This window comes from Sphingobium sp. FW305-3-2-15-F-TSA7, from assembly GCF_058787155.1.
In genome coordinates, this window is sequence record NZ_JBYSZM010000049.1 from 22,624 (window position 1) to 40,828 (window position 18,205).

Here is an 18,205-nt window from a genome sequence, read left to right on the forward strand (position 1 = left end):
TTACCCCAACCGTCATGCTGAACTTGTTTCAGCATCCATGCATCAACCCAAACCGCGGCGTCCATTGGGGCATGGACCCTGAAACAAGTTCAGGGTGACGGCGGTGCCTCGTCCAGCAACCGCCGCAATCCTTCCGCCGAATCGCGATAGAATTGCTCGATCCGCGCACCCAGCGCCTCGGGCGGCACGCGGAAATCGATCGCGTCGGATCGCCAGACCAGTTCCGTCGCCTCCGGACCGATCGCGCGCAGGATGATATTCCCATGCACTTCGTCCGCCGGCAGCGGATGCGGCGGCAGGATCTGGTATCGGATCATATGCGTCCCGGGGTCGATCGCCTCCAGCCGCTCGCGCACGCTTCCGCCATTGCGGACGACCGTCCGGATCGCGCCGGCGCCATTGCCTTCGACCGAGCAGTCGCTGACTCCGTCCGCCCAATGTTCCAGCCCGCCAAAGGCGGCGACATGCCCCCAGACCGCCTCGATCGGATGATCCAGGATCGTCGATATGTTCGCATAGGTGATCGGGGCGGTTGCCATGGTCGTCTTCTCCTGCAACAAGTAATCTAACGTCGTACTGTTATCGACGTCAACGATGGAGAGGATAGTGACGGACCTTCCGTTGCGGCTGGACGGGGCGGTCGTGCTGATCACCGGCGCGGCGCGCGGCCTGGGCGAAAGCTATGCCCGCCATATCGCGGGCCTGGGCGCGCATGTGATCGTCAACGATCTGGGCGTGAGCATGACGGGTGAGGGCCGGTCCACCGCCCCCGCCGAAGCGGTGGTCGCGGCGATCGTGGCGGCGGGCGGCAGCGCGAGCGCCGACGCGTCCGATGTCTCGTCGCCCGAGGAAGCCGACGTGCTGGTCGATCGTGTGATCGCGGCGCATGGCCGGATCGACGCCCTGGTCAACAATGCGGGCAATTTCCTGCCCCCCGCCGATTTCGCCGATACCAGCCTTGCCGAGTTCGAAACGGTCTGGCGCAGCCATTGCGGCGGAACCTACAATCTCTGCCGCGCCGTCCTGCCGCATATGCGCGCCGCCGACAGCGGGCGGATCGTCAACACCTGTTCGACCCAGGGGCTTTACGGCGGCGCGGCGAGCGCGGCCTATGCGTCGGCCAAGGGCGCGATACAGGGGCTGACGCTGTCGCTCGCCGCCGCGGTGCGCGGCAGCAATGTCGCGGTCAACGGCCTCAGCCCGGGCGCGTTCACACGCATGGTCGACATCACCGAGCGCCCGCCTGAATTCACCGCGGCGCTGCGCCGCAATCTCTCGCCCGATCTGGTCGCGCCGGTCGTCGCCTGGCTCTGCCATCCCGCCTGCACCGACAATGGCGCGATCATCCAGGCGATGGCGGGGTGGGTCAGCCGCTCGATCATCGGCGACCTCGAAGGTTTCTGGGATTTCACACCGACGATCGATTCCATCGCACAGGGCCTGCAATCCCTGCCGCTTGACGGCCCCGTCATTCGAGCAACCGATTCATCGGCTCATGCTGCAGCGATCGTCGGCCTTGCCGATGTCCGGCGCACCGACGCCGCAATCTGATCATCCGCCACAGGGGAGAGAATCATGGAGACCTTCACGCCGAAACTGCTCGAAGGAAAGGCCGCATTCATCGCGGGCGGATCGAGCGGGATCAATCTGGGCATCGCGCACGGCCTTGCCGCCGCGGGCGCGCGGATCGCGATCATCAGCCGCAAGATCGAGAAGGTCGATGCGGCCGTCGCGGAACTCAAGGCCGCGGGGCATGAGGCGACGGGCTGGGCAGCGGACGTGCGCGACTATGCCGCGGTCGAGACGGCGCTCCGCGCCACGCACGAACTCTGGGGGCCGATCGACATCGTCGTCTCCGGCGCGGCGGGCAATTTCCTCGCGCCCGCGATCGGCATGTCGGCCAATGCGTTCAAGACGGTGATCGACATCGACCTGATCGGCACCTTCAACGTGCTGCGCGCCAGCTATGAATATCTGCGCAAGCCGGGGGCCTCGGTGATCTCGATCACTGCGGGACAGGCGGTCAATCCCTCGCTGTTCCAGAGCCATGCCTGCGCGGCGAAAGCGGGCATCAACATGCTGACCAAATGCCTCGCGATGGAATGGGGACCCGCAGGCGTTCGCGTCAACGCGATCGCGCCGGGGCCGATCAAGGATACCGAAGGCATGGCGCGGCTGACGCCCACGCCCGAAACCGAAGCCGCGCTCAAGCGCGTCATCCCGCTGGGCGATTATGGCGAGAAGCGCGATATCGCCGATCTTTCGATCTTCCTGTGCAGCGACAGCGCCAAATACATCACCGGCGCGATCCTCGATTGCGACGGCGGATCCTCGCTGTCGCGCGGCGGCCCGGTCGATGGCATGCCGGCCAAGGTTTGAGGGAGGCGATCATGACGATATCGGAAGTCCGCGTTTCGGCGGAGGCCGGCGTGCTGCGCATCACGCTCGATCGGGCCGCCAAGAAGAATGCGATCACCGGCGCCATGTATGGCGAGATCGCTGCGGCGCTGACCCGCGCGGCGGACGATGCCGAGATCAAAGCGGTGCTGATCGACGGCGACGGCCCGGATTTCTGCGCAGGCAATGACATCTCGATGTTCGCCGCATCCGCCGGCGGCGAGCAGGATATCGCCAAATCGAATGTCGGGCCGTTCCTGACGGCGCTCAGCAATTTCCCCAAGGCGCTCGTCGCCGCAGTGACCGGCCGGGCAATCGGCATCGGCGTGACCATGCTGCTGCATTGCGACCTCGTTTATGTGGCGGAGGATGCGCAGCTCAGCACACCGTTCATCGATCTCGGCCTGGTACCGGAGGCCGCGTCCGCGCTGCTGATGCCCGCCAGGATCGGCCATGTCCGCGCCTTCGCACTGTTCGCGCTCGGCGAACGATTGAACGGATCGCAGGCCGCCGCACTCGGCATCGCCAATGCCGCCCTGCCCGCGGCCGATGTCGCGGCCGCCGCGCGCGACGCGGCGATCGCGCTGGCCGCCAAACCGCCTTCCGCCATCGCCGCGACCAAGGCGCTGATGCGCGACACCGCCGCGATCGCGCAGGCGCTGGAAGCCGACCGCACCGCGTTCATCCGTCAGCTCGGCACCCCCGAGGCCGCGGCCGCCTTTGCCGCCTTCGCTGCACGCAAGGCTCCGCCGGCGTGACCGCATCGCGTCCGATCTCGGTCACGACCGACGAAGGCATCCATCTGTCCGGCGAAGTGCGTGGCCCGGCGGACGCGCCGCTGGTGATGCTGCTCCACGGCGGCGGCCAGACGCGTCATGCCTGGTCGAGCGCCGCCAACGCCCTGGTCGAGGCGGGCTATGGCGTCGGCACCTATGACGCGCGCGGCCATGGCGACAGCGGCTGGGCCGCGGACAAGGATTATTCGATGCTGGCGCACGCCCGCGATCTCGTCGCGGTATTGCGCGCGATCGGCCGGCCCGCTGCGCTGGTCGGCGCGTCGATGGGCGGTATCAGCTCGCTGATCGCGGCATTCGACACGCCCGATCTGGTGCGTGCGCTCGTGCTGGTCGATATCGTTCCGCGCTATGCGCCCGAAGGCGTGGCACGCGTGCGGGCCTTCATGCAGGGCCATCCGGACGGCTTCAAAACGCTTGAGGACGCCGCAGCCGCGGTCCAGGCCTATAATCCCAACCGCGCGCCGTCGCGCAGCCCCTTGGGGCTGATGCGGTCGCTTCGCGAGGGCGCGGACGGACGATTGCGCTGGCACTGGGATCCGGCGGTCGTCGGCGATCCGCCCGACGCGGCGCTTCCCGACATGCTGAGCGCCAAACTCGCGGCATTGCCCGCGACGCTGCCGTTGCTGCTGATCTCCGGCGCGCAAAGCGATGTCGTCGACGCGGAAGCGATCGCGGGTTTCCGCGCCCAGGCGCCGCAGGCGGAAATCGTCGCGGTGTCGCAGGCCGGGCACATGGTGGCGGGCGATCGCAACGACGCCTTTGCCGAGGCGATCATCGAATTTCTGGGGCGAGTGGGTTAGCGGATCAGCAGCAACAACCAACTCTCCTCCCTACGCGCAGCGTGGGGAGGGGGACCGCGACGCGAAGCGGCGTGGTGGAGGGGAAATGGGACGCATCAGCTAGCGCGATGATGTCCGAGACACCTGCTCAACATCAACATCGCATTTCCCCTCCACCACCGACCTACGGCCGGTGGTCCCCCTCCCTATCGGAGATGGGGAGGGGATCAGAAGAACCTAAACCGCCGGCGCTGCCCCATAGGCCTTTTTCAGCGCCGCGCGGTCGATCTTGAGCGTCGCGTTGCGCGGCATCTCGGTGATGGTGGCGACATGTTTGGGCTGCTTGAACCGCGCCAGCCGGCCATCGGCATGAGCGAGCAGCGCGTCGAGCGTCACGGTCGCGCCCGACACCGGCTCGACGATCGCCATGCCGACTTCGCCCCAGCGATCGTCGGGGACCGCGATCACCGCGATCTCCTTGACCCCAGGCGCGTCCGACAGGACCAGTTCGACCTCGGCCGGATAGATATTCTCGCCGCCCGAGCGATAGACCTCGCGCAGCCGGTCGACGATGTAGAGACGGCCGGCTTCGTCGAGCCGGCCGCAATCGCCGGTGCGGAACCAGTCGCCGGTGAAATAATCCTCGCGCGGGCGGTTCCAGTAACCCGGGGTGATCGCCGGCCCGCGCGTCCAGATCTCGCCGACTTCGCCCTGCGCGACATCGTTGCCCTCGGGATCGACCAGGCGGAGGTCGGTGCCCGAATTGATGAAGCCCGAACAGTTGAGCAGCGCCAGATCGCGCCCTTCCTCGAGCACCGAGACATTGGGTCCCTGCTCGGTCGAGCCATAGGAAAGCTGAAGGAAGAAGCCGCGATCCTGCCAGGTCTGGTGCACCCAGACGGTCTTGGGACCCCAGCCGCCGAACAGGCCGGTGCGTAGCTCCGGGAAGGTCGCCTGTTCGAATTCGGGCAAAGCGGTGATCAGCTCGTACATCTGGAGCACGCCGCAGAGATGGGTGATGCCGACCGCGGGATCGGTCAGCAGCCGCAGCGACACCGCCGGATCGAAGCGCCGCGTCGTCGTGACGTGCCCGCCCCAATAGAGGATCGGATTGGAGAAAGTGTTGAGCCCGCCGGCGTGGAAGAGCGGTACGATATTGAGATGGTGCCCGCCACGCTCGGCGGTGCGCGAGGTCTGCGCGCTGTTCAGCGCGTGGTGCTTCAGCGTCCCCTGGCTGCACAGCGCGCCCTTGGGCATGCCCGTCGTGCCCGAGGTGTAGAGGATATGGGTGATCTGATCCTCATCGTGGATGCCGCCGGGCATCGCGTCGGTCGCGTCGTCGATCAGCCGGTCATAGTCGCTTTGCGCAAAATCGTCGGACCAGCGGATGCGATGGGCGATGCCGACCGCGTCGGCGACGGCTGTACCGGTCTCAAACCACAGATCGTCATGGATCATGATGCCGGGCTTCGCATCCTCGGCCAGCGTCACCATCTCACCGATCGACAGCCGCCAGCTCAGCGGCACCCAGATCAGTCCGGCCCGCATGCAGGCGAACTGCACTTCGAACATGCGCGTGTCGTTCTCGGCGATCAGCGCGACGCGATCGCCCGGCTGCAACCCGTAGCGATGGCGCAGCAGATGCGCCAACCGCCCCACCCGCCGTTCGAGCTCGCCCCAGCTGACCGTGACTCCGCGCTCGACGCAGGTCACCGCGGGTGCGTCGGGCCGTCGCGACGCATGATAGGCGACCCAATCATGGACCCAGGGTTTCATGTCCGCTCTCCCGTTTTCTTATGACGATGTCTTGATGAAAATTTCCTGCGCGACCGACGCGATCAGCGTGCCCGCGCGATCGAAGAAGCGCCCGGTGGTGAAGCCGCGCCCATCGGCCGCGCGCGAAGATTCCTGGACGTGGAGCAGCCAGTCGTCGATCCGGACGGGCGCGTGCAGCCAGAAAGCATGGTCGAGCGAGGCGCCGAACAGCCCGCGCGCCGCGATCAGATCCTCCCAGACGATCGGATGCTGCACCGTCACGGCATCGGCCATGGTGAGATCGCTGGCATAAAGCAGTAGCGCGGCATGGAGCAGAGGATCGTCGGGCACAGGTTCGTCGACGCGCATCCAGAGACGATGGCGGCCATCGCCGATCTCGGCATCCCAGGGACGGTGATCGACATGGCGCAGATCGATGGGCCACGGCACGCCGGCATTTTTGGGAAGATCGCCCTTGTGGAGCGCGATCAGTTCGACGTCGCGCGGCAGCACCTGTTCGGGCGGCGGCGCATCGGGCATCGCCCATTGATGCGCGATGCCCGCGCCGGGCGTGGCGAACGAGAAGGTGGCAGTGATGATCGCCTGGCCATCCTGCTCGGCGCGAACCTGGCGCACCGAAAAGGAGCGGGTGTCGCGCAGCCGGTCGACGACATAGTCGATCGGGCGCGCGGGATCGCCCAGCCGCAGGAAATAGCAATGCGCAGAATTGATCCGCCGGTCCGGCGCCACCGTGCGTGCCGCGGCGATCATCGCCTCGGCCAGACTCTGTCCGCCATAGACACGGTCGAACGCGCCGGCTGCAGGCTCGATGACGAAGCGATCTTCACCGGCCGGCGCGATCCTTCCCATCCGGTCGATCAGCCGACGCAACATGGTGACACGATCGTCGCGGGCCTGATCGTGAAGCTGCTGGGTGATCTCGGTCAAACTGTCGCTCGCATCGACGGGATTGGGGCCGAGTGGATATCATCCAGTGATTGGATAATCAAATGCGAGATTCGATTTTGGACCTCATCGATCGCTATGATGATGCGGCCGCATCAAAATCTAATGATGTATGGTGACAAGCGCAGTATTGTCGCTGTATCGGGGAGCAAATCGATGGAGAAGCCGATGTCCGCAGCGATCGCCGATGCCCCCTTGCCGCCCGATGCCGCGACGCTGGCGCGGCTGATCCGCGCACGGCACAGCTGCCGCGGCTATCTGCCCGACGCCGTACCGCGCGCGATGATCGACACGATGCTCCAGCTGGCACAGGGCAGTGCATCCTGGTGCAATTCGCAACCCTGGCAGGCGATCGTCACCGAAGGCGAGGCGACCGAACGGTTCCGCGAGGCGCTCTACGCGCATGCCGTCGGCGGGAGCTGGGACGATCAGCGCGGCCGGCCCGAACAGCCCGACTTCCCCTTTCCCGCGCGCTATGTGGGCATCTACAAGGAGCGCCAGCGCGAGACCGGCTGGGCACTCTATGAAAGCGTCGGCGTGACCCATGGCGACCGGGTCGCGTCGGGCAAGCAGATGCTCGAGAATTTCCGCCTGTTCGGCGCACCGCACGTGATGATCGTGACGACCGAGGAGGATCTGGGCGTCTATGGCGCGATCGATTGCGGCGCCTATGTCGCGCATATCATGCTTGCCGCGCAGAGCCTGGGCATCGCCACCATCGCACAGGCCGCGCTCGCCGGCGTGTCGGGCTTCGTCCGCGACCATTTCGCGATCCCGTCCGAACGCAAGATCGTCTGCGGAATCTCGTTCGGCTATGCCGACCCCGATCATCCCGCCAACAGCTTCCGCACGAAGCGCGCGCCGCTCGACCAGGTTATCCGCTACGCGGGTTGAGCCGCGAAGGCGGCGGCGCCACGCCCGGCGATGCGGCCGAAGATCAGCGCGTTGCTGATATAATTGCCGCCGCCGACATAGCGTTCGCCGAGCACGCCGCCCGCGGTCTCCCCTGCGGCATAAAGGCCCGGGATCGCCGCCACGTCGCTGCCCAGCACGCGCGCATCGGGATCGATGCGCAGGCCGGCCGAGGTCGCGCCGAAGCTCGCGGCATGAACTTCGGCGGCATGGAAGGGGGCGGTCTCGATCGTGGTAAGCGCCCCCTGTTTGAAGAAGCGGCGATCGCCGCCGGCGCGGACATCCCGGTTATAGGCGGCGACCGATCCGACAAGGCCGACGGGATCGATACCCGCCTTTCGTGCCAGCGCCTCCAGCGTGTCCGCCGTCAGGATCCGGCCCGACGCCACTTCCTCCGCCAGCCGGTCGCACGAATAGGCGAAATCGCCGACGCCCAGCTTGTCGGCGAAGGGATGGCGGGAGGGCGACGCCGCGCGTGTCGGCTCATCGAAGATCGCGAAGCATAGCCGGCCGGGCTGTTCCTCGATCCGGTGGCCGGCGATGCAATAGGGCCAGGTCTCGTCCATGAAGCGCTGGCCATGGCGATTGACGAAGACCAGCCAGGGCGGATGGAAATCGGCGACGTCGCGCGAGAAGCCCGGCGATGCATTGACCAGCAGCCGGTTCGCACCGACCACATCCGCGCCGAGCGACCGCGCCATGGCGATGCCGTCGCCCCGGCTCGTCTCCGACCCGAAATAGAAGGACCAGCGCTCGTCCTGCGCCGCGATGTCGGGATTGAGTTCGGCGAGCATAGCGCGGTTCGCGCCATAGCCGCCCGTGGCAAGCACCACCGCCCCCGCCTTCATCTCAGCGCCCTGCGCAGAGATGCCGGTCACACGGCCATTGTCGGCCACAAGCGACTCGACGCGGATATCGGAATGAATCGCGACGTCGCGCGCGGACGCGGCGCCCAGCAGATGCTCGAACAGCGCGGCACCCGAGCCATGGGTGTGATGGCCCCGCGCCACGCCGTCCACGCCCGATATGTAGAGGCCGTCGACGGGGATATCGACGCCGAGCGCGATGAGCCATTCGAGCGTCGGCGCGGACTCCTCGCAGAAGCGCCGAATCAACCAGGGCTCGAGATTCCAGCGATTGAAGGTCATATAATAGCGGTACATGCGCTCGGCATCGTCATCGACGCCGGCGGCGCGCTGGATGCTGGTGCCTGCGGCATAGACCACGCCGCCCGACAGCGCGGTCGAGCCGCCGGGTCGCTTGCCCGCCTCCAGCACGGTCACCGACGCGCCCTGGTCCGCGGCTTCGATCGCGGCGGCCATGCCGGCACCGCCGCCACCGACGATCAGCACGTCGCAATCGCGCATCGCGCTTCTCCTATCGATGCGGGATCAGTAGGCGCCCGGGCTGTTCGAGCAGCTCGACGATTGCCGCCAGGAAACGCGCGGCGTCGGCACCGTCGATCGCGCGATGGTCGCAGGCGAGGCTGAGCGTCACTTCCTGCACAACGCGCGGCGAGCCGTCCAGCGCGGGCCGGAAGGTGCCCCGCGGCGCGCCGACGCCGAGCATGAAACTCTGGTCGGGATCGATGATCGGGGTGAGCGCGCGCACGCCGAACATGCCGACATTGGAGATACCGATCACCGCCTCTCCGGTATCGGCGGCGCCCAACCGGCCCTCTCGTGCGCGATCGATCGCGCCGTCGAGCGCGTCGGCAAAGGCGTAAAGCCCGTTCTCCGCCGGCACCACCGGCGCCATCACCCCGCCCGGCGTTTCGACCGCAATGCCGATGGCAGTGCGCGACGCCGGCCGCGCGCGATCGTCGCGCCACAGGATATTGGCGTCGGGCACCAGCGCGAGCGCGCGCGCGACGGCGGCGCCGAGCAGCGCGGTGACGCTCAGCTTGCGCGGGGCGAGCGGATCGGCGTTGAGATCGCGCCGGAATGCGGCCAGCGCATCGAACGCGACATCGGCGGTGACATAGAAATGGGGAATCTCGGCCTTGCTGCGCAGCACGCGCGCGGCGATCAATGGCCGCAGGTCGCGGGTCGCCGATGGCTGCGGCGTCACGGGCGCACGATCGAGCGCCGCTTTCACGTCACGCGCCTGGATCCGGCCACGCGGGCCACTGCCCGAAACCCGGGCAATCTCGATCCCGCCCTGTTTCGCCAACCGCCGGGCGAAGGGGGTGGAGCGGATGCGGATGCCGGGTTCAGCCAGGACGGCGGGCTGCGCGATGATCTCGATCACCTCGGGGATTTCTCGCGCCGCCTCGGCTTGCGCCACACCGCCCTGTCCCGGCCCCGTCCACAGCGCCACCGGCGTACCGACATCGACCGTCTCACCCGCTTCAATCAGCAAAGAGACGATCCGGCCGGCCGCTGGGGCCTCAACCTCGTTGCTGATCTTGTCGGTCTCGACGACGAACAGTATCTGCCCGGCAGCCACCTCGTCGCCGGGCTTCACGCACCATTCGGCAAGCAGCCCTTCGGACATGGTCAGGCCCAGCTTGGGCATGACGATCGTCTCGGCTGCGGCTGACACCCCCTCAGCCATGGGTCGCGTGCACCGCTTCGACGATCTGCGCCGCACTCGGCATATAATCGACTTCGAGCGTACGGCCGAACGGCACGGGCATGAACGCCCCACCGACCCGGACGATTGGCCCGTCCAGTTCGTCGAAGCCTATCTGCGCCATCCGCGCCGCGATCTCCGCGCCGACACCGAATGCCTCGACCGCTTCGTGCGCGACGACCAGCCGGTGCGTGCGCGAGAGCGATTCGAGCACGGCCGCCTCATCCCAGGGCTGGACGGTGCGCAGGTCGATCACCTCCGCATCGATCGACAGGCCGGCCAATGTCTCGGCCGCCGCCATCGCCTTGTGGACCATCGCGCCATAAGTGACGATCGTCACGTCGCTGCCCGGCCGGGCGATCCGCGCCTTGCCGAGCGGCACCGGCTCCGGCGTGTCCGAAAGCGCGCCCTTCATCGGATAAAGCGCCTTGTTCTCGACGAAGATCACCGGATTGGGATCGTCGATCGCGCTCTGCAGCAGCGCATAGGCATCGTCGAGCGTGGCGGGCACGACGACCTTCAGCCCCGGAATATGCGCGAACCACGCCTCCAGGCATTGCGAATGCTGGGGACCGGCATTGAGCCCGCCGCCATGCTGAGTGCGCACCACCATTGGCACCGAGCCCTGGCCGCCGAACATGAAATGCAGCTTCGCCGCCTGGTTGACGATGGCGTCCATCGTCAAGGTCATGAAATCCATGAACATGATCTCGATCACCGGGCGATAGCCGCCCAGCGCGAGGCCCACCGCCGCGCCGGCGATCGCATTCTCGGCGATCGGCATGTCGATCACCCGATCGGCACCATATTTGTCGAGCAGCCCGCGCGTGACCGCAAAGGTGCCGCCGGCATTTGCGATATCCTCGCCGAGCAGGACGACGCGGGAATCGCGCGCCATGGCGTCGTCGAGCGACCGGTTGATCGCATGGGCGAAGCGCGCCTCGCTCATCGTGCACCCTCCTGGGTCGCATAGACCTCTTCAGCGGCGGATTGCAGCGTCGGTTCGGGGCTGAGGCGCGCCGCCTCGACCGCCGCCAGGACAAGCGTGCGGATATCGGCCTCCAGTTCTTCAAGCACGGCGTCCGGCGTGCCGCGCTCGGACAGCATGTCGCGCGCGACGGTCAAGGGATCGACCGGGGGTGCGGGATCGCTGCGATAGCGCTGGGAATCGCCTTCATAATGGCCGCGGATCCGGGTGGTCGAGAATTCGAGCACGACCGGACCGCGGTCGCGCCGCGCATTGGCGACGACGTCGGCGGCAAGTGCGGCGACCGCCTCCACCTCATGGCCGTCGATCCCGAAATATGGGATGCTATAGGCTGCGGCGAGCTTCTCCAGCGTGAAGGTCACCTGGGTCGAGGTCGGGCTGAATTCGGACCAGCCATTATTCTCGCAGACGAACAGGATCGGGATTTTCTTGAGCTGCGCGATGTTGAGCGACTCGTGGATGATGCCCCCGGCCAGCGCGCCGTCGCCGAAAAAGGACACCGCCAGCCCGTCGCCGCCGCGCAGCTTCTGCGCCATCCCGCTGCCGAGCGCGATCGCGATGCCGCCGCCCACGATACCGTTGGCGCCAAGCATGCCGACCGAGAGGTCCGCCACATGCATGCTGCCGCCGCGCCCCTTGCAGGCGCCATCGGCCTTGCCCATCAGTTCGCGGAAGAAGCCGTCCAGCCCCAGACCCTTGGCGAGCGCATGGCCATGGCCACGATGCGTGGAGGCGATCGTGTCGTCGGCGCGCAGCGACGCCATCACGCCGACGCTGACCGCTTCCTGCCCGTCGCTCAGATGGATGAAGCCGGAGATCTCGCCAGCCGCGAACAGCGCACCGCAATTGCGTTCCGCCTCGCGGATCAGCGCCATCCGCCGATAGAGCTCGATCAGTTCGGGCCCGGCCTCGTTGCGGCCGTGCGCCGCGATGGCCGCAGCTTCAGTCACCTTGCCCACGCATCCTCCACCCGGTCTGTTCTTATTGGCGGACGGACCGGTGCCCGTCCGCGGTTCGGCAAACGTCAGCCCACAGGAAGGGGTTTGGGATCCGGCCGGTATTTCGGGACGGTCGAGCGCACGAACGGCCCTTCGTAATCGGGCTCAGTCGCGGGCGTATCGTCGAGCAGGATCTCGTGCGCGTATCTGGTGTCGTCGGCGTTGATCGGCCGCGTGTCATAGGTCCATTCGATCAGATTGCCGTCGGGATCGAATGTGTAGATCGACCGGATGAACTCATGGTCGGTCATCGACACGTGATAGCCGGCGTCGAGCCAATTCTGCTTGCGCTGCTGAAGCTCCTCCTCGCCGCCCTTGCAGTTGAACGCGAAGTGATTGATCCAGCGCGGCAGGCCGAGCCCGGTCGAGATCGCGCTGCGCCATTCGTCGGGATTGAGCTGGATGCCCTCGATCCCGCGCAGGTCCCACAGCGCCATCGTCTCGCCGTCGCCGATGTCGTAAAACATATGCTTGGTCCAGCCGCCCCCGGGGGCCTGGCGCTTCACGCCGGCGACCAGCGGGAACTGCATGACCTGCGTGTAGAAATGGTGCGCGGTCTCGAAATTCTTGGTGGCAATCGCAAAGTGGTGAACGCCCATTCCTTGTTCCTCTCGCTTCTGCGTCCGTGCATCATACACTCGATGCTTCCGATCAATAAACTAACATCGAACGAATTATTCAGCAACCACCTTGTCGCACGCAACTGCGCCATTCGTGCGGGTTGTCGCCGCCCGGTTCCACACCGGAGCATAACCAAGCACGAAAGCCTATTGCGATTCGAAACATACACTGTATGAGAACAGTGAAGTACGAGATGCGGGAGGATTCATGGAAATCGCGCTTATGTCCCTGGGTGACATCATTGACGATCCCGTGACGGGTCGCGCCTTCACGGCGTCCGAACGCTATCGCATGACGCTCGACGCGGCCGAGGTCGCGGACCGCACCGGCATCCACGGCTATTTCATCGGCGAGCATCACGGCATCGCCTATACCTTCTCCACCCCGGCCGTGGTGCTGGCGGCCATCGCCGAACGGACCACCCGGCTGCGCCTCGGCACATCGGTGGCGCTCGCCGCCAATCTCGACCCGCTGCGCATGGTCGAGGATTATGCGACGGTCGACGTCATTTCCGGCGGCCGGCTGGAACTGGTCACCGGTCGCGGCAATTTCTTCGAGAAGACCTACGACCTGTTCGGTCAGTCCTGCGACGATTCCGCCGCGCGCTTCGCCGAGTCGATGGAGCTTGCGTGCAAGCTCTGGCCCGGCGAGCCCGTCCATTGGGAGGGCAAGTTCCGCGCACCAATCACCGGCCAATATCTTCAGCCGACGCCGATCCAGCGCGATCATCCGCCCTTCTGGGTGGGCGGCGGCAGTTCACCCGACACCGCGAAGCTCGCCGGTCGCCTCGGTCTCAACCTGATGCTGCCCAGCGCCTTCGGCAAACCCGACAAGTTCATCCCGATCGCCGACATCTATCGCGAGGCATTCACCGCGGCAGGGCACAGCCATGAACCGCGCGTGGGCGCGTGCTGGCACGGCTGGGTTGGCAAGACCGATGCACAGGCCCGCGAACGCTACGAGCCGCGCTACCGCGAATATCATGCCTTCAACCAGGCGGTGATCAAGAGCGTGAACCCCAATCCGCCATCCTATGTGACCTCGGCCTTCGATTATGAATTGCTATCGACCAAGGGGCCGGCGATCGTCGGCGGTCCGGCGAAATTCGCCGACCGGCTGATGACGCTGAGCGAGCTGGTCGGCGCCGACGTCAACCTGATCAAGATGGACATGGGCGGCGTACCGCGCGAAGAATATGTCGAGATGGTCGAGCTCCTCGGGAATGACGTGGTTCCGCAACTGAACCTGGCGCGTCCGGCGATGGCCGCGACGGCCTGACCGTGAGTGCGGACATGACGGCCGGTCGCGGCCCGCTCGCAGGGGTTCGCGTCCTCGATCTCAGCGGACTCGGCCCCGCCCCCTTCGCCACGATGATGCTCGCCGATTTCGGCGCGCGCGTGCTCAGCGTGCGTCGCCCCGATCCGATGCCCTTCGATCCCGCCGCCGCCATGTCGCGCGGCAAGGACGCGATCGGCCTCGATCTGCGTTCGCCCGATGGCCAGGCGGCCGCACGGCGCCTGTCGCGTTCCGCCGACATATTGGTCGAGGGTTTCCGCCCCGGCGTGATGGAGCGGCTGGGCCTGGGCCCCGACGTGCTGATGGAGGCCAATCCCGGGCTGATCTATGCCCGGCTGACCGGTTGGGGGCAGACCGGCCCCTATGCGCTTCGCGCGGGCCACGACATCAATTATCTGGCGATCTCCGGCGCGCTCAACGTGACCGGAGAGGACAAGCCGACCGCACCACCGGGGCTGCTCGGCGATCTCGCCAACGGATCCTATACGCTGATGATCGGCATGCTGCTGGCACTCGTCGAACGACAGCGCACCGGCAAGGGCCAGGTGGTCGACGCGGCGATCGTCGACGGCGCATCCTATATGCTCGGCCCCATGTTCGGCGAGCTCGAGCTTGGCCTGTGGGACGGCAAGCCGGAACATGCGCTGCTCGGCGGCAAGGCGCCTTTCTACGGCGTCTATCGCTGCGCCGACGAGAAATGGTTCTCGGTCGGCGCGATCGAACAGAAATTCTACGCCGCGATGCTCGCGATCCTGGGTCTCGACGATGTCGACGCCTCGGCGCGCGCGCAGATGGACCGTTCGCAATGGCCGGCGCTGCGCGAACGCGTCGCCGCCGCGTTCCGGACGAAGACCCAGGCGGAGTGGACGCCGCTGTTCGGCGCGGTCGATTCGTGCGGCGCGCCGGTTCTGACGACCGAAGAGCTTGCGGCCGACCCGCACAATGCCGCACGCGCGACGGTCACCGCCGATGGAGCGGGCACGCTGACCGCCGCGCCGGCGCCGCGCCTGTCCGGGCACCCCGAACTGACGACCGACATCAATCCGCGCCGGACGCGTCCGGCGCAGGATATCCTGGCCGAGGCCGGATTCGCGCATGAGGAAATCGACGAACTCATCGCCGCAAAGGTGATCTGGTCGCTATAAGATTGCGGGTCGGACCACCGGCACGCTGGAGAGGTGTTGGATCGTGTCACTTGACCATATCCTGAGCCCGGTCACGATCAACGGGCTCGAGGTGAAGAACCGTATCGCACGCGCCAGCCACGGCACCAGCTATGGCCGCGGCACGGTGAACGAGGATCTGATCGCCTATCACGAGGCGCGCGCGAAATCGGGCGTCGGGCTCAATATCCTGGAGGCGACGGTGGTCCACCGCTCGTCGGCCAATCACACCGTCGATGCGGTCGACGATTCGATCATCCCCGCTTTCTCCGCGCTCGCGAAATCGTCCGAACGCCACGGCATGCGCACCTTCGTCCAGCTCTGGCATGGCGGGCATCGCTGGGCGCCGGCGACGGGCCAAGCGCCGCTCTCCGCCTCCAGCGTCCCTTGCCCGCTCGGCCTGGTCAACACGCCCTTCGCGATGACGCAGGACCAGATCGACGAGATCACCGAAGCATATGTCGATGCCGCGCTTCGCGTGCAGCTGAGCGGGCTCGACGGGATCGAGCTTCATTTCGGCCATGGCTATCTGATCCATCAATTCCTCTGCCCGCTCACCAACCGGCGCGAGGATGATTATGGCGGCAGCCTCGACAATCGCATGCGCTTCGGGCGCGGCGTGCTGCAGGCGGTGCGCGACCGCGTCGGCCGCGACTATCCCGTCGGTATCCGCCTGTCCGACTATAATGTCCCCGGCGGGCTGACGCCCGACGAAGCCGGCGAGATCGTGGCGCGGCTCTGTGCCGACGACATGGTCGATTATGTCAGCGGCTCGATGGGCAGCCCCTACAGCATCGCGACGATGCTCGGCGCGATGGATCAGCCCGCCGGCTATATGCTGAGTTCGGCGGAGCCCATCGTCAGCCGCGCGACGGTGCCGACGATGATCGCCGGCCGCTACCGCACGCTGGAGGAAGGCAATCAGGCGATCCGCGAGGGGCTGGGCGACATGGTCAGCTATGTCCGATCGATGATCGCCGAGCCCGATCTCGTCGCCAAGACGCTGTCGGGCGATGCCGAGCGCGTCCGCCCCTGCATCGCCTGCAACCAGGGCTGTATCGGCGGCATCCGCACCGCGCAGCAGCGCATGGCCTGCACCGTCAATCCGGTGGTGGGATATGAGCGTACCTTGTCCGAAGAACTGATCCGGCCGGTGACCGATCCGAAGAAAGTGGTGATCGTCGGCGGCGGCCCGGCAGGCATGGAGGCCGCACGCGTCGCCGCGCTATGCGGTCACAAGGTCGTACTGATCGAGGCGCAGCCGACGCTGGGCGGCACGATCAACATCGCCAAGCGCGCACCCAAGCTCGCGACCATCGGCGACATCACCTATTGGCAGGAACAGGAACTCTACCATCTCGGCGTCGACATTCGCCTGTCCACCTATGCCGAGGCGGACGACGTGCTGGCCGAAACGCCCGATATCGTCATCGTCGCGACCGGATCGCTGCCGCGGATGGACGGATTGCAGGCCGCACGCCCCGAAGCGCCGGTGCCCGGTTTCGACAGGCGCCACGTCCTTTCCTCGCACGATCTGCTCCACATGCCCGCCGACCGGCTGGGCGCGTCGGCGGTCGTGTTCGACGATGTCGGCCATTATGAAGGCATCGCCGCCGCCGAGCATCTGATCGCCGCCGGCGCGAAAGTGACCTTCGTCGCACGCCATTCGTCCTTCGCGCCGCAGATCGAGGTGATCGTCCGCACCAGCCCGGCGCTGCGCCGGCTGCGCCAGGGCGATTTCACCCTGGTGGTCGGTGGCCGGCTGGTGGAGATCGGCGAGAACAGTTGCACGATCGGCTATCTCGACGGCGAGCAGGTCTGGGAGGTGCCGGCCGAGACGGTCGTGTTCATCTCGTTCAACGAGGCCCAGTCCGACATCTACCGCGCGCTCGGCGGCGGGACACGTTCGCCGAAGCCCTATCAACTGCATCTCATCGGCGACGCCAATGCCCCACGCGATCTGCTGATGGCGATCCGCGAGGGCCATATGGCGGGCCGCATCCAGGAGAGTTTGAATGCTTGAAGGCAAGATCGCCATCATCACCGGCGGCGGCACCGGCATCGGCGCGGGAACCGCCGAACTGCTCGCGAGCAAGGGCGCACATGTCGTGATCACGTCCGAGCTTGCGGTCGATGCGATGCAGCCGGTGGTCGACCGGATCGTCGCCGCGGGCGGATCGGCAAGCGCCGCGACCTGCGATGTCATGGATCGCGCGGCGATCGCGAAACTCATCGCGGATATCGAGGCCGCGCATGGTCGGCTCGATATCCTCGTCCAGAGCGCGGGCGTGTGTTTCTGGGGGCCGCTTGAGGAGATGTCCGCTCAGAAGATCGACCTGATGTTCGGGGTGAACACGATCGGCCCGATCTCGATGATCCAGGCGGCGATGCCCGCGATGCGCCGCGCGGGCGGTGGCGCGATCGTCAACATCTCGTCGGGCGCGGCCGTGCTCGGCGTCAACGAATTTGCGGTCTATGCCGCGACCAAGGCAGCGATCGCGCATTTCACGCGGACCCTGGCGCCCGAGTTGCGCCGCTCGAACATCCGCATCAATTCGGTCGGGCCGGGATCGGTGCGCACGCCGATGCTCGGCTTCGAGAGCGACGAACTGACACCCGAGCAACAGGCGGCGATGGTCCGGCGCGAGGCACGCTCGGTCAGCCCCTATGGCAATGCGATGATGGAGCCCGACGACATCGCCCAGGTCGTGCTGTTCCTGGTCTCCGACGCGGCGCGCGCGCTGCACGGATCCTTCGTGCTGGCGGATCAGGGCATATCGAGCGCGATGCTGCCGCCGGCGAGTTGACGAGATTTAGCCTCTATGCCTCAGCCGTTTGTCCCGAGCGAAGTCGAGGGACGTTGGGGCCCCGCGCAGCATGTCTCGACTTCGCTCGACACGAACGGGTTTGGGAGGTCGCGGTAATACCCGCCCTCAGAACCCCCCAGCCCGCCCCACAT

General features: G+C 66.6%; 17 protein-coding genes. 9 read left to right on the forward strand and 8 right to left on the reverse strand.

The features are described from left to right. Positions 1 to 89: 89 nt before the first annotated feature. Entirely contained in the window at positions 90 to 539 is a 450-nt protein-coding gene (locus AC3WN8_RS27690) for an SRPBCC family protein (protein ID WP_492672746.1), read from the reverse strand. 67 nt (positions 540 to 606) lie between these two features. On the opposite strand from AC3WN8_RS27690, the gene AC3WN8_RS27695 reads away from it, so the two are divergent. Genes AC3WN8_RS27695 through AC3WN8_RS27710 form a run of 4 tightly spaced genes read left to right on the forward strand, consistent with a single transcriptional unit; the run spans position 607 to position 3,994 of the window. Beyond that, positions 607 to 1,551 carry an SDR family NAD(P)-dependent oxidoreductase gene (locus tag AC3WN8_RS27695; RefSeq protein ID WP_492672747.1) on the forward strand — a complete coding sequence of 315 codons (945 nt, stop codon included), beginning with the start codon at positions 607 to 609 and terminating at the stop codon, positions 1,549 to 1,551. 24 nt (positions 1,552 to 1,575) lie between these two features. Then, positions 1,576 to 2,379 carry an SDR family oxidoreductase gene (locus AC3WN8_RS27700; RefSeq protein ID WP_492672748.1) on the forward strand — a complete coding sequence of 268 codons (804 nt, stop codon included), beginning with the start codon at positions 1,576 to 1,578 and terminating at the stop codon, positions 2,377 to 2,379. Positions 2,380 to 2,390: 11 nt separating this feature from the next. Then, positions 2,391 to 3,155 (forward strand): enoyl-CoA hydratase-related protein, encoded by a 765-nt coding sequence (locus tag AC3WN8_RS27705; RefSeq protein ID WP_492672749.1) that lies wholly within the window; start codon positions 2,391 to 2,393, stop codon positions 3,153 to 3,155. Beyond that, positions 3,152 to 3,994, forward strand: coding sequence for an alpha/beta fold hydrolase (locus AC3WN8_RS27710; RefSeq protein WP_492672750.1), 843 nt, complete (start codon positions 3,152 to 3,154; stop codon positions 3,992 to 3,994). Before AC3WN8_RS27705 ends, AC3WN8_RS27710 begins: the two co-directional genes overlap by 4 nt. A gap of 216 nt (positions 3,995 to 4,210) precedes the next feature. On the opposite strand, the gene AC3WN8_RS27715 is transcribed toward AC3WN8_RS27710, so the two are convergent. After that, positions 4,211 to 5,749, reverse strand: coding sequence for a class I adenylate-forming enzyme family protein (locus AC3WN8_RS27715; RefSeq protein WP_492672751.1), 1,539 nt, complete (start codon positions 5,747 to 5,749; stop codon positions 4,211 to 4,213). Between the two features lie 18 nt (positions 5,750 to 5,767). After that, a complete protein-coding gene (locus AC3WN8_RS27720) occupies positions 5,768 to 6,676 on the reverse strand; it encodes an acyl-CoA thioesterase (RefSeq protein WP_492672752.1) in 909 nt (302 codons plus the stop codon). 186 nt (positions 6,677 to 6,862) lie between these two features. Between AC3WN8_RS27720 and AC3WN8_RS27725 the strand changes: the two genes are divergently transcribed. Continuing rightward, complete coding sequence (locus AC3WN8_RS27725) at positions 6,863 to 7,588, forward strand: nitroreductase (RefSeq protein WP_492672753.1); 726 nt, start codon at positions 6,863 to 6,865, stop codon at positions 7,586 to 7,588. On the opposite strand, the gene AC3WN8_RS27730 is transcribed toward AC3WN8_RS27725, so the two are convergent. The 5 genes from AC3WN8_RS27730 to AC3WN8_RS27750 all read right to left on the reverse strand — a co-directional run bounded on the left by AC3WN8_RS27730 (position 7,576) and on the right by AC3WN8_RS27750 (position 12,765). Continuing rightward, positions 7,576 to 8,973, reverse strand: a complete 1,398-nt coding sequence (locus AC3WN8_RS27730; protein WP_492672754.1) for an FAD-dependent oxidoreductase — start codon at positions 8,971 to 8,973, stop codon at positions 7,576 to 7,578. The two genes, AC3WN8_RS27725 and AC3WN8_RS27730, sit on opposite strands and share 13 nt — an antisense overlap. Before the next feature lie 10 nt (positions 8,974 to 8,983). Beyond that, entirely contained in the window at positions 8,984 to 10,150 is a 1,167-nt protein-coding gene (locus AC3WN8_RS27735) for a dihydrolipoamide acetyltransferase family protein (RefSeq protein ID WP_492672755.1), read from the reverse strand. 4 nt (positions 10,151 to 10,154) lie between these two features. Then, a complete protein-coding gene (locus AC3WN8_RS27740; protein WP_492672756.1) occupies positions 10,155 to 11,129 on the reverse strand; it encodes an alpha-ketoacid dehydrogenase subunit beta in 975 nt (324 codons plus the stop codon). Beyond that, entirely contained in the window at positions 11,126 to 12,118 is a 993-nt protein-coding gene (locus AC3WN8_RS27745; RefSeq protein WP_492672757.1) for a thiamine pyrophosphate-dependent dehydrogenase E1 component subunit alpha, read from the reverse strand. Before AC3WN8_RS27745 ends, AC3WN8_RS27740 begins: the two co-directional genes overlap by 4 nt. Positions 12,119 to 12,192: 74 nt before the next feature. Then, positions 12,193 to 12,765 carry a VOC family protein gene (locus AC3WN8_RS27750; protein WP_492672758.1) on the reverse strand — a complete coding sequence of 191 codons (573 nt, stop codon included), beginning with the start codon at positions 12,763 to 12,765 and terminating at the stop codon, positions 12,193 to 12,195. 229 nt (positions 12,766 to 12,994) lie between these two features. Here AC3WN8_RS27750 and AC3WN8_RS27755 point away from each other — a divergent pair, with 229 nt between their 5' ends. From AC3WN8_RS27755 to AC3WN8_RS27770, 4 genes are read left to right on the forward strand one after another with little or no spacing between them, the layout of a single operon-like run. Beyond that, complete coding sequence (locus AC3WN8_RS27755; protein ID WP_492672759.1) at positions 12,995 to 14,065, forward strand: LLM class flavin-dependent oxidoreductase; 1,071 nt, start codon at positions 12,995 to 12,997, stop codon at positions 14,063 to 14,065. A gap of 14 nt (positions 14,066 to 14,079) precedes the next feature. Then, positions 14,080 to 15,228, forward strand: a complete 1,149-nt coding sequence (locus AC3WN8_RS27760) for a CaiB/BaiF CoA transferase family protein (protein WP_492672760.1) — start codon at positions 14,080 to 14,082, stop codon at positions 15,226 to 15,228. Positions 15,229 to 15,271: 43 nt separating this feature from the next. Beyond that, complete coding sequence (locus AC3WN8_RS27765; RefSeq protein WP_492672761.1) at positions 15,272 to 17,269, forward strand: oxidoreductase; 1,998 nt, start codon at positions 15,272 to 15,274, stop codon at positions 17,267 to 17,269. Then, the gene (locus AC3WN8_RS27770) at positions 17,262 to 18,053 is read left to right on the forward strand and encodes an SDR family NAD(P)-dependent oxidoreductase (RefSeq protein WP_492672762.1); all 792 of its coding nucleotides are present in this window, start codon (positions 17,262 to 17,264) and stop codon (positions 18,051 to 18,053) included. The genes AC3WN8_RS27765 and AC3WN8_RS27770 overlap by 8 nt, the downstream gene beginning before the upstream one ends. Positions 18,054 to 18,205 lie beyond the last annotated feature (152 nt).

Excerpts from the sequence above, each read along its gene's own strand:
- AC3WN8_RS27770 (WP_492672762.1), top strand. The coding sequence starts at position 17,262 with ATGCTTGAAGGCAAGATCGCCATCATCACCGGCGGCGGCACCGGCATC.
- AC3WN8_RS27725 (WP_492672753.1), top strand. The coding sequence starts at position 6,863 with ATGTCCGCAGCGATCGCCGATGCCCCCTTGCCGCCCGATGCCGCGACG.
- AC3WN8_RS27715 (WP_492672751.1), bottom strand. The coding sequence starts at position 5,749 with ATGAAACCCTGGGTCCATGATTGGGTCGCCTATCATGCGTCGCGACGG.
- AC3WN8_RS27755 (WP_492672759.1), top strand. The coding sequence starts at position 12,995 with ATGGAAATCGCGCTTATGTCCCTGGGTGACATCATTGACGATCCCGTG.
- AC3WN8_RS27700 (WP_492672748.1), top strand. The coding sequence starts at position 1,576 with ATGGAGACCTTCACGCCGAAACTGCTCGAAGGAAAGGCCGCATTCATC.
- AC3WN8_RS27760 (WP_492672760.1), top strand. The coding sequence starts at position 14,080 with ATGACGGCCGGTCGCGGCCCGCTCGCAGGGGTTCGCGTCCTCGATCTC.
- AC3WN8_RS27740 (WP_492672756.1), bottom strand. The coding sequence starts at position 11,129 with ATGAGCGAGGCGCGCTTCGCCCATGCGATCAACCGGTCGCTCGACGAC.
- AC3WN8_RS27750 (WP_492672758.1), bottom strand. The coding sequence starts at position 12,765 with ATGGGCGTTCACCACTTTGCGATTGCCACCAAGAATTTCGAGACCGCG.
- AC3WN8_RS27730 (WP_492672754.1), bottom strand. The coding sequence starts at position 8,973 with ATGCGCGATTGCGACGTGCTGATCGTCGGTGGCGGCGGTGCCGGCATG.
- AC3WN8_RS27705 (WP_492672749.1), top strand. The coding sequence starts at position 2,391 with ATGACGATATCGGAAGTCCGCGTTTCGGCGGAGGCCGGCGTGCTGCGC.
- AC3WN8_RS27690 (WP_492672746.1), bottom strand. The coding sequence starts at position 539 with ATGGCAACCGCCCCGATCACCTATGCGAACATATCGACGATCCTGGAT.